Here is a 6,737-nt window from a genome sequence, read left to right as displayed (position 1 = left end):
GCAATAGCTATATCCCCACCATATATATTTAATGATTTATTAATAAATATAACAACTATTGAATTAGATAATTGCATTGTAAATGGTGATATTCCAACTTTTGATATTTTTTTTATTATATCTAAATCTAAAACTATATTCTCTTTTTTTAATTTAATTTTACTATTTCCTACTAAAAAATGTTTTAATTGAAAAAATGCCACAACAACATTTGCTACAATAGTCGCTATTGCTGCTCCTTTTATGCCTAAATGTAAAGTAAATATTAATATTGGATCTAAAACTATATTTATAATAGCACCTATAATATTCATTTTCATAGCTACCTTAGGACTTCCTTCTCCTCTAATTATATTATTTAATCCTATTGATAAAAATTGAAAAGGAGCTGCTATAAAAATAACTTTCATATAGTCTTTTGCATAAATTATATTCTCTTTTGTAGCACCAAATAATTTAAGTATTTCATTTAAATACTTAGTTCCTAAAACTGAAAATATAAATCCGACTCCTATAAATAAAAGCATAGATACTCCTAATACTCTTTCAGCAACATCTACCTTTTTTGCTCCAATATTTATTGATATTAAAACTCCACTTCCAACACCTATAAATAAACTTATTGCGAGAATAAAAGTAAATATTGGAAGAGTTATACTCATTCCTGCTATTGCTAATCTTCCAAGACCAAAACTTATAAAAATTCTGTCAACAATATTATATAAAATATAAACAAGTGTTCCTGTTATTGCTGGTATTGAATACTCCCATAATAATTTCGATATTTTTTCTGTTCCTAATCTATTAACATCCATAAATCCTCCTTAAACTGTCAACAAAATAATACATCAAATGTGTTTATATGTCAACACTTTAAAAAGTGTTATATCTTAATTCTTTCTCCTTTTATAACTGGATTTATATACTTTTCTATATCTTTTTTAGATATAGTATTATTTGAAAAATCCTCTAAGTGTATTGGCAAAACCTTTCCTGGTGTTAAATTGTTAATAAAACTATTTAACATAACAATATCCATTGTTTTAGTTCCACTCCAAGCTCCACATTTTACTTGACCAATATTTGCAATAATAACATCTATCTTATGAACAATTAGCTCTTTAACTATTTTTTCATGATATATTGTATCTCCTGTAAAATATATTCTTCTTATATCTTCATTTTTTCTAATAATAATAAAATATCCATTTATTTCATTAGAAGAAGCTCTAGACATAAATCCACCCTCTTTATATGACGGAATAGCTTCAATAGAAATATAATATCCTTTTATTTCTAATTCTCTTTTCTTATACCAATCTAAAAAATATAAATTAGCATTCTTTTTTTCTCTTAATAATTTTCCACATTCTTTTCTAGCTATAATTTTAGAATCTTCCTCCATTAAATTTATTCCAAGTTCATCTATTCTATCAAATCTATTTGATGTTAAAAGCCATATTTTCACATTTTTAAAGGTTTCAGAAGTATATATAGGTTCTTCTACTCTTTTTACTTTTGACCCTCTATAATCGTATTTTGTACCTTTAGGTGTCAAAGCTGGGTCACATGCTATTTTAAATTTATTATCTATTTCAATAGTCCAACAATCTCCTCCAATAAAAGTAAAATATAATTCCATAATTCTCCTCCTATTTTCACTTTATATAAGATTATTTTCTAATAGATATATTTTTTTCCTTTAAAAAAGGCCTAGAATAAATATTCTAAGCCCTTTATCTCTATTTTTCAGTTTTTAAAACTCCATTTGTATATTCTATTCTAATTACTCTATCTGTAAATGGAACTTCTTGTGTTACTACACCTGAAAATAATTTATTTTTATAATATAATTTTGTTCCTTTTAAATTTAAATTCTCATCACCAAATTTTACTTCTTTTTGCATACAACCTGCAAAAGATAAAACTGCCACTAGTATTAATAATTTTTTCATAATCCACCCTTCCATAATTTAAATTTTTTTAAATTATAACACAAAAAAATTATTTTAACAAATCTCTACTCTCTGTCCATCTCTTAATTTATCTCTTAATTTTTTAAATTTTTCATCAAGCAATACTAAATCTTTTAATATCTCTTTTTCTTCATCTGTTGTATCTAAAATTTTATTTATTCCACCATTTTTTATAACAATTCTTTTTTCTCCCATTAAAGCTAATATAGGATCATGTGTAACTATTAAAACAATCTTATCATTTCCTATGAGCAAATCTAAAGCTTTTTTTCTATCTATTCCTGCATTTTCTATTTCATCTATTAATACAATTGGTGATTGACTTAATATAGCTGTATCAGCTATCATTAAAGCTCTTGATTGCCCTCCACTTAAACTTGTTATTGGGGTATCTTTTTTAAAGTGTTCTCCAGCTAATTCATTTGCTTTATTAAAAATTTTTTCTACTATTTCATCTCTATTTTCTACAAATCTACTTTCAGCATGAAGTTCTAAAAACTCCTCAACTGTTAAGTCCATTACAAAATTCATATTTTGTGATAATTGTGCTACTAATTTAGAACTTGGAGAAAATCTTTTTTGATCATCCATTTCTTTTCCATTAACTAATATGACTCTTTTAGTTGGTGTATCTCCCTTTGCTCCCCATTCAATATCTCCTAGCAACCTACTTTTCCCTGAACCAGTTGGTCCTACAATTGATATTATTTCTCCTGCATATATTGTAAACTCTTGAAAATTTTCTTTTTCTCCAAATTTATTATATCCACTTTTTATTGTTATACTTTCAATCTTATCCTCATTTAAACCTAATATATCCATCATATCCATTACTTTTCCTCCATATCTATTTTTCTTAAATTTCCCATTTGATATGAACTACCTATTCTAGTTTCTCCTAAACAATATGAACATACTGCTGATGGAACTGAAAACCTTAATTTTTTTTCTACAACTGTTGTAATTTCTTCGTTGTCTCTACATATTATATTTGAAAATTCATAAGCTCCTTGACCTGTAAGACCATTTATATGCATTATTATAGCCCTTGGATTTTCCCTTTGAACTCTTGAGGCAAAAACTTCTCTCTCTGCTTGAGAAACAATATCTCCCTTTGTAATAACCACTATATCTGCTGTTTTTAACATTGGTCCAATCTTTTTAGGAGTATTTATTCCACTTAAATTATCTATTACACATATAGCTTTTATTCCTTGAATATAAGGAGAGCATCTATTACATAACCCTGCGCTTTCACTTATTAATATATCTAAATTTAACTCTTTTCCCCATTGTACAACTTCTTCAATATTACTTACAAAAAAGTGATCAGGACAAACTGATCCTGAAAGTCCCTTTTTTACTGGAACATCTATTTTTTTATAAATCAAATCATCATCTGTATATAAACAATCAAATTTAAAAACTCCAACTTTTAATCCTTTATTTTTTAAACTTTCTATAGTTTTTAAAATAATTGATGTTTTTCCAGAAGATGGTGGTCCTGATATTGTAATTAAATTCATTATAACTCAGCTCCTTTTTTAAAAATCTCTTCACAATGTCTAATTATTTCACCTATATCATTTGAATATATATAGTCCCAACCAATCCACATTATTGGTTTACCTTCTGTTAGATTTTTTACTTTTGGATTAACACTTGGAAATAACCCTTGATGAGAGATTATATTTCCAATCTCTTCTCCACTCATAAAATCAACTATTTTTTTCAGTTCATCTCTTTTATTTTTTTTAGTTAACATAAATATAGGTGATATAATAGCTCCCTCTTTTGGCCAAATAGCAATCATAGGACCATTTTCTTTTATCATTTTTGAAAAGAAATATGGCATTATTGTTATTGTTGGTCCATTTGATCCTACCATCTCTGCTGGATGCATACTACTCATTAGACTTTTACCTAATTTTTCAACTCCACTATCACCATATTTTTTATAAATATTTACTAAAATAGCATTGAATAAATCAAAATCAGCTATTGGAAGTGAAACTGATTTTTCAAATTCAGGAGATAAAATATCTTCCCAAGATGTAGGCATATCTCTATTTCCTAATTTTTCTTTATTAACTAAAAAAATAGCAGGTACTACTCCAATCATTGAATATTCCCCTTTAGGATCTTTTAAATCTATAAAATCTTTATTGTACTCTGTTATATCTGTCATATCTTCAAAAGCTCCGTGCTCTTTAAATTTTCCCATTAACTTTTTTTCAAAAAATAAATCAAATCCAGCAGATATAAACATATCTGATAAATTGTCTAAATTATTTGCATTTATCACATCATCTTTTAACCAAGACAGTCCTGCTGATGCAGCTTTAAGTTCATATTTAATATTTATATCTTTATTTTTATGTAAAAAATTTTGAAATTTTTCTAACAAAGGAGTCCTTACTGGACAAGGGAGTAATCCTGTTAATGTTATAGCATTTTTATCTTCTAATACTTTATCTTCACCAATAGATTCTTCTAGTAAAATTAAAAAAGAATCTATATTTATTTTTTTCAATTTTAATGCTTCTTCTAAAGTAATTTCTTTTAATTTCTCCAAAACTACTTGATTATCTAAACCTTTAAACCCATTATTTTTTAAAATTTCTATTGTTTCAGGATATTTTACTATTATTTCATTTAAATTCATATTTTTCTTTATTCTCATTAATCCTCCTTAGCTATCTTCTTTATATTCTAAAATAAGTTTACCATATTTTTATTTTTATATCTGTAACCTATGTTACACAAATAAAAAACTTCTCAATTTAAATTTGAGAAGTCTTTTATTTATATATTAAAAAAATTTAAAATTTCTTTTTTTGCATTTTCTCTACTATCTGATGTATGAACTATATTTTCAAGAATATTTATTGAAAAATCACCTCTTATAGTACCAAAGTCAGACTCTTTAGGATCAGTTTTTCCTGCCATTTTTCGTATAATCTCTATGGCATTTTCACCCTCTACTATAATTAATACAATAGGTCCAGACATTAAAAATTCAATTAAGTCTTTATAAAAATCTTTTTCTTTATGCATCTCATAATGTTTTTCAACTTCATTTAAAGTTAATCTTTTCATCTGAAGCTCTTTGATTTCTAATCCTTTTTTCTCTACTCTTTGGATAATTTCACCAATTAATTTTCTTTTTACTCCATCAGGTTTTATTATTAATAAAGTCTTTTCCATATAGGACTCCTTATAACTTTAATTCATTTCTAAACATTCCCATAGTAATAACATCTGAATATCTTCCATATCTATAGATCTCTTGTCTATTTATTCCTTCTGGTTTAAATCCAACTGCATCATAACATGCTCTTGCTGCATCATTAAATTCAAAATAAAATAATTTAATCTTATGAATATTCAGTTCATTAAAAAGATAACTACACAATAATCTTAGTGCATCAGATGCAAACCCTTTTCCATGATATTCTTTCCCTAACCAAATTCCAATCTCTGCAATACTATTTTTTCTATCAATAGAGTTTATTCCACATCCACCAATATATTCTTTCATATCTTTTCTTTCAATAGCAAAATGATACTCTTTTTCACTTCCCTTCATAACTTTATTTATAAAATCTCTTTGATTCTCTAAAGAGTTAGGGAATATTGGATCAGATTGTAAAAGTTCTCTTATTCCCTTTTCCTCTACTAATTCCCAACTTTTTTCAATATCTGATTCCTTATATCCTCTTAAAATAACTTTTTTTCCTTCAAACATAATATAACCTCCCAGATTATTTTATTATCTATTCTAATACTCTATTTTTTTTATTTTGTCAATGTTTAAAGGAATTTTTATATGAATTTTGTGAATTATATATGATTATGTCTTTACTATTTATAGTATTTTATTTTTTTGAAAGTATTTTATTGCCTCTTGTGGAAACATTGCATATATTAATATATCTTCTGGAACTGGATTATTTACTATTTTTTTTACTCTTTCCTCAAGAAGTTCATATTCTGGTTTTAATTGGTCTGCAGGACGACCTTCAAAAATAGAATCATCTCCTATTAATATTTTTTTTATATTTTCCTTAATTGAAATAGGTGTTTTCCCATATAATCCTCGTGCATAATTTTTTATTTCATTTGAAATTAATTTATATCTTTCCTTTGTTAAAATATTAAAAACTGCTTGTGCTCCAACAATTTGGCTTAATGGAGTTACTAGTGGTGGATATCCTAAATCCTCTCTTACTCTTGGTATCTCTTTTAAAACATCTTCATATTTATCAAGTTCTCCTTGAATTATTAATTGCGAAATTAAGTTAGATAACATTCCTCCTGGAAGTTGATATTCTAAAATGCTAGGTTCTACAAAATATGCTTGTATATTTAAATTTTTTTCCTCCACATATTTTTTTCTAATTGGTTTAAAATATTCAGCTATTTCTTTTAATAAAGTTAAATTAAGCTGCGAGTCTCTTTTGTTTCCCTCTAAAGTTCTTACTATAGATTCTGTTGCAGGTTGAGAGGTCCCACCTGCAAAGGCTGAAATTGCAGTATCAATAATATCAACTCCAGCATCAATAGCTCTTAAATATAACATACCCGCTATTCCACTTGTTCCATGAGTATGCAACTCTAACGGGATATTAATTACAGATTTTATCTCTTTTATTAATTTATAACCTGTTTCTGGTAAGAGAATTCCAGCCATATCTTTTATTACAATAGAATCTGCTCCTAACTCTTCCATCTCTTTTGCTAAATTTTTATAATACTCAG

Annotated in this window: 8 protein-coding genes and 1 pseudogene; all 9 read right to left on the bottom strand. The window is 26.3% G+C overall.

Going from position 1 to position 6,737, the window contains the following annotated elements:
* Positions 1-815, bottom strand: an 815-nt coding sequence (locus tag Q0V09_RS06010) for an MATE family efflux transporter (RefSeq protein WP_297487668.1), incomplete at its 3' end; no start/stop codon positions are given.
* Positions 816-883: 68 nt separating this feature from the next.
* Entirely contained in the window at positions 884-1,642 is a 759-nt protein-coding gene (locus Q0V09_RS06005) for an MBL fold metallo-hydrolase (RefSeq protein WP_297406816.1), read from the bottom strand.
* A gap of 100 nt (positions 1,643-1,742) precedes the next feature.
* Positions 1,743-1,955, bottom strand: coding sequence for a hypothetical protein (locus Q0V09_RS06000; RefSeq protein ID WP_297406817.1), 213 nt, complete (start codon positions 1,953-1,955; stop codon positions 1,743-1,745).
* A 54-nt stretch (positions 1,956-2,009) separates the two neighbouring features.
* Positions 2,010-2,807 carry an ATP-binding cassette domain-containing protein gene (locus Q0V09_RS05995; protein WP_297406818.1) on the bottom strand — a complete coding sequence of 266 codons (798 nt, stop codon included), beginning with the start codon at positions 2,805-2,807 and terminating at the stop codon, positions 2,010-2,012.
* Positions 2,807-3,502, bottom strand: coding sequence for a GTP-binding protein (locus tag Q0V09_RS05990; RefSeq protein ID WP_297487666.1), 696 nt, complete (start codon positions 3,500-3,502; stop codon positions 2,807-2,809). The genes Q0V09_RS05995 and Q0V09_RS05990 overlap by 1 nt, the downstream gene beginning before the upstream one ends.
* Positions 3,502-4,659, bottom strand: a complete 1,158-nt coding sequence (locus tag Q0V09_RS05985; RefSeq protein WP_297487664.1) for an ABC transporter substrate-binding protein — start codon at positions 4,657-4,659, stop codon at positions 3,502-3,504. The genes Q0V09_RS05990 and Q0V09_RS05985 overlap by 1 nt, the downstream gene beginning before the upstream one ends.
* A gap of 122 nt (positions 4,660-4,781) precedes the next feature.
* Complete coding sequence (gene ndk, locus Q0V09_RS05980) at positions 4,782-5,183, bottom strand: nucleoside-diphosphate kinase (RefSeq protein WP_297406074.1); 402 nt, start codon at positions 5,181-5,183, stop codon at positions 4,782-4,784.
* A 10-nt stretch (positions 5,184-5,193) separates the two neighbouring features.
* On the bottom strand, positions 5,194-5,724 hold the full coding sequence (locus tag Q0V09_RS05975; RefSeq protein ID WP_297406075.1) for a GNAT family protein: 531 nt from the start codon (positions 5,722-5,724) through the stop codon (positions 5,194-5,196).
* A 120-nt stretch (positions 5,725-5,844) separates the two neighbouring features.
* Positions 5,845-6,737, bottom strand: a pseudogene (locus tag Q0V09_RS05970) (oxaloacetate decarboxylase subunit alpha); the annotation flags it as partial.

This window comes from uncultured Cetobacterium sp. (genome assembly GCF_947039425.1).
In the GTDB taxonomy this organism is placed as follows: domain Bacteria; phylum Fusobacteriota; class Fusobacteriia; order Fusobacteriales; family Fusobacteriaceae; genus Cetobacterium_A.
This window is presented reverse-complemented; position numbering and strand designations above follow the sequence as displayed.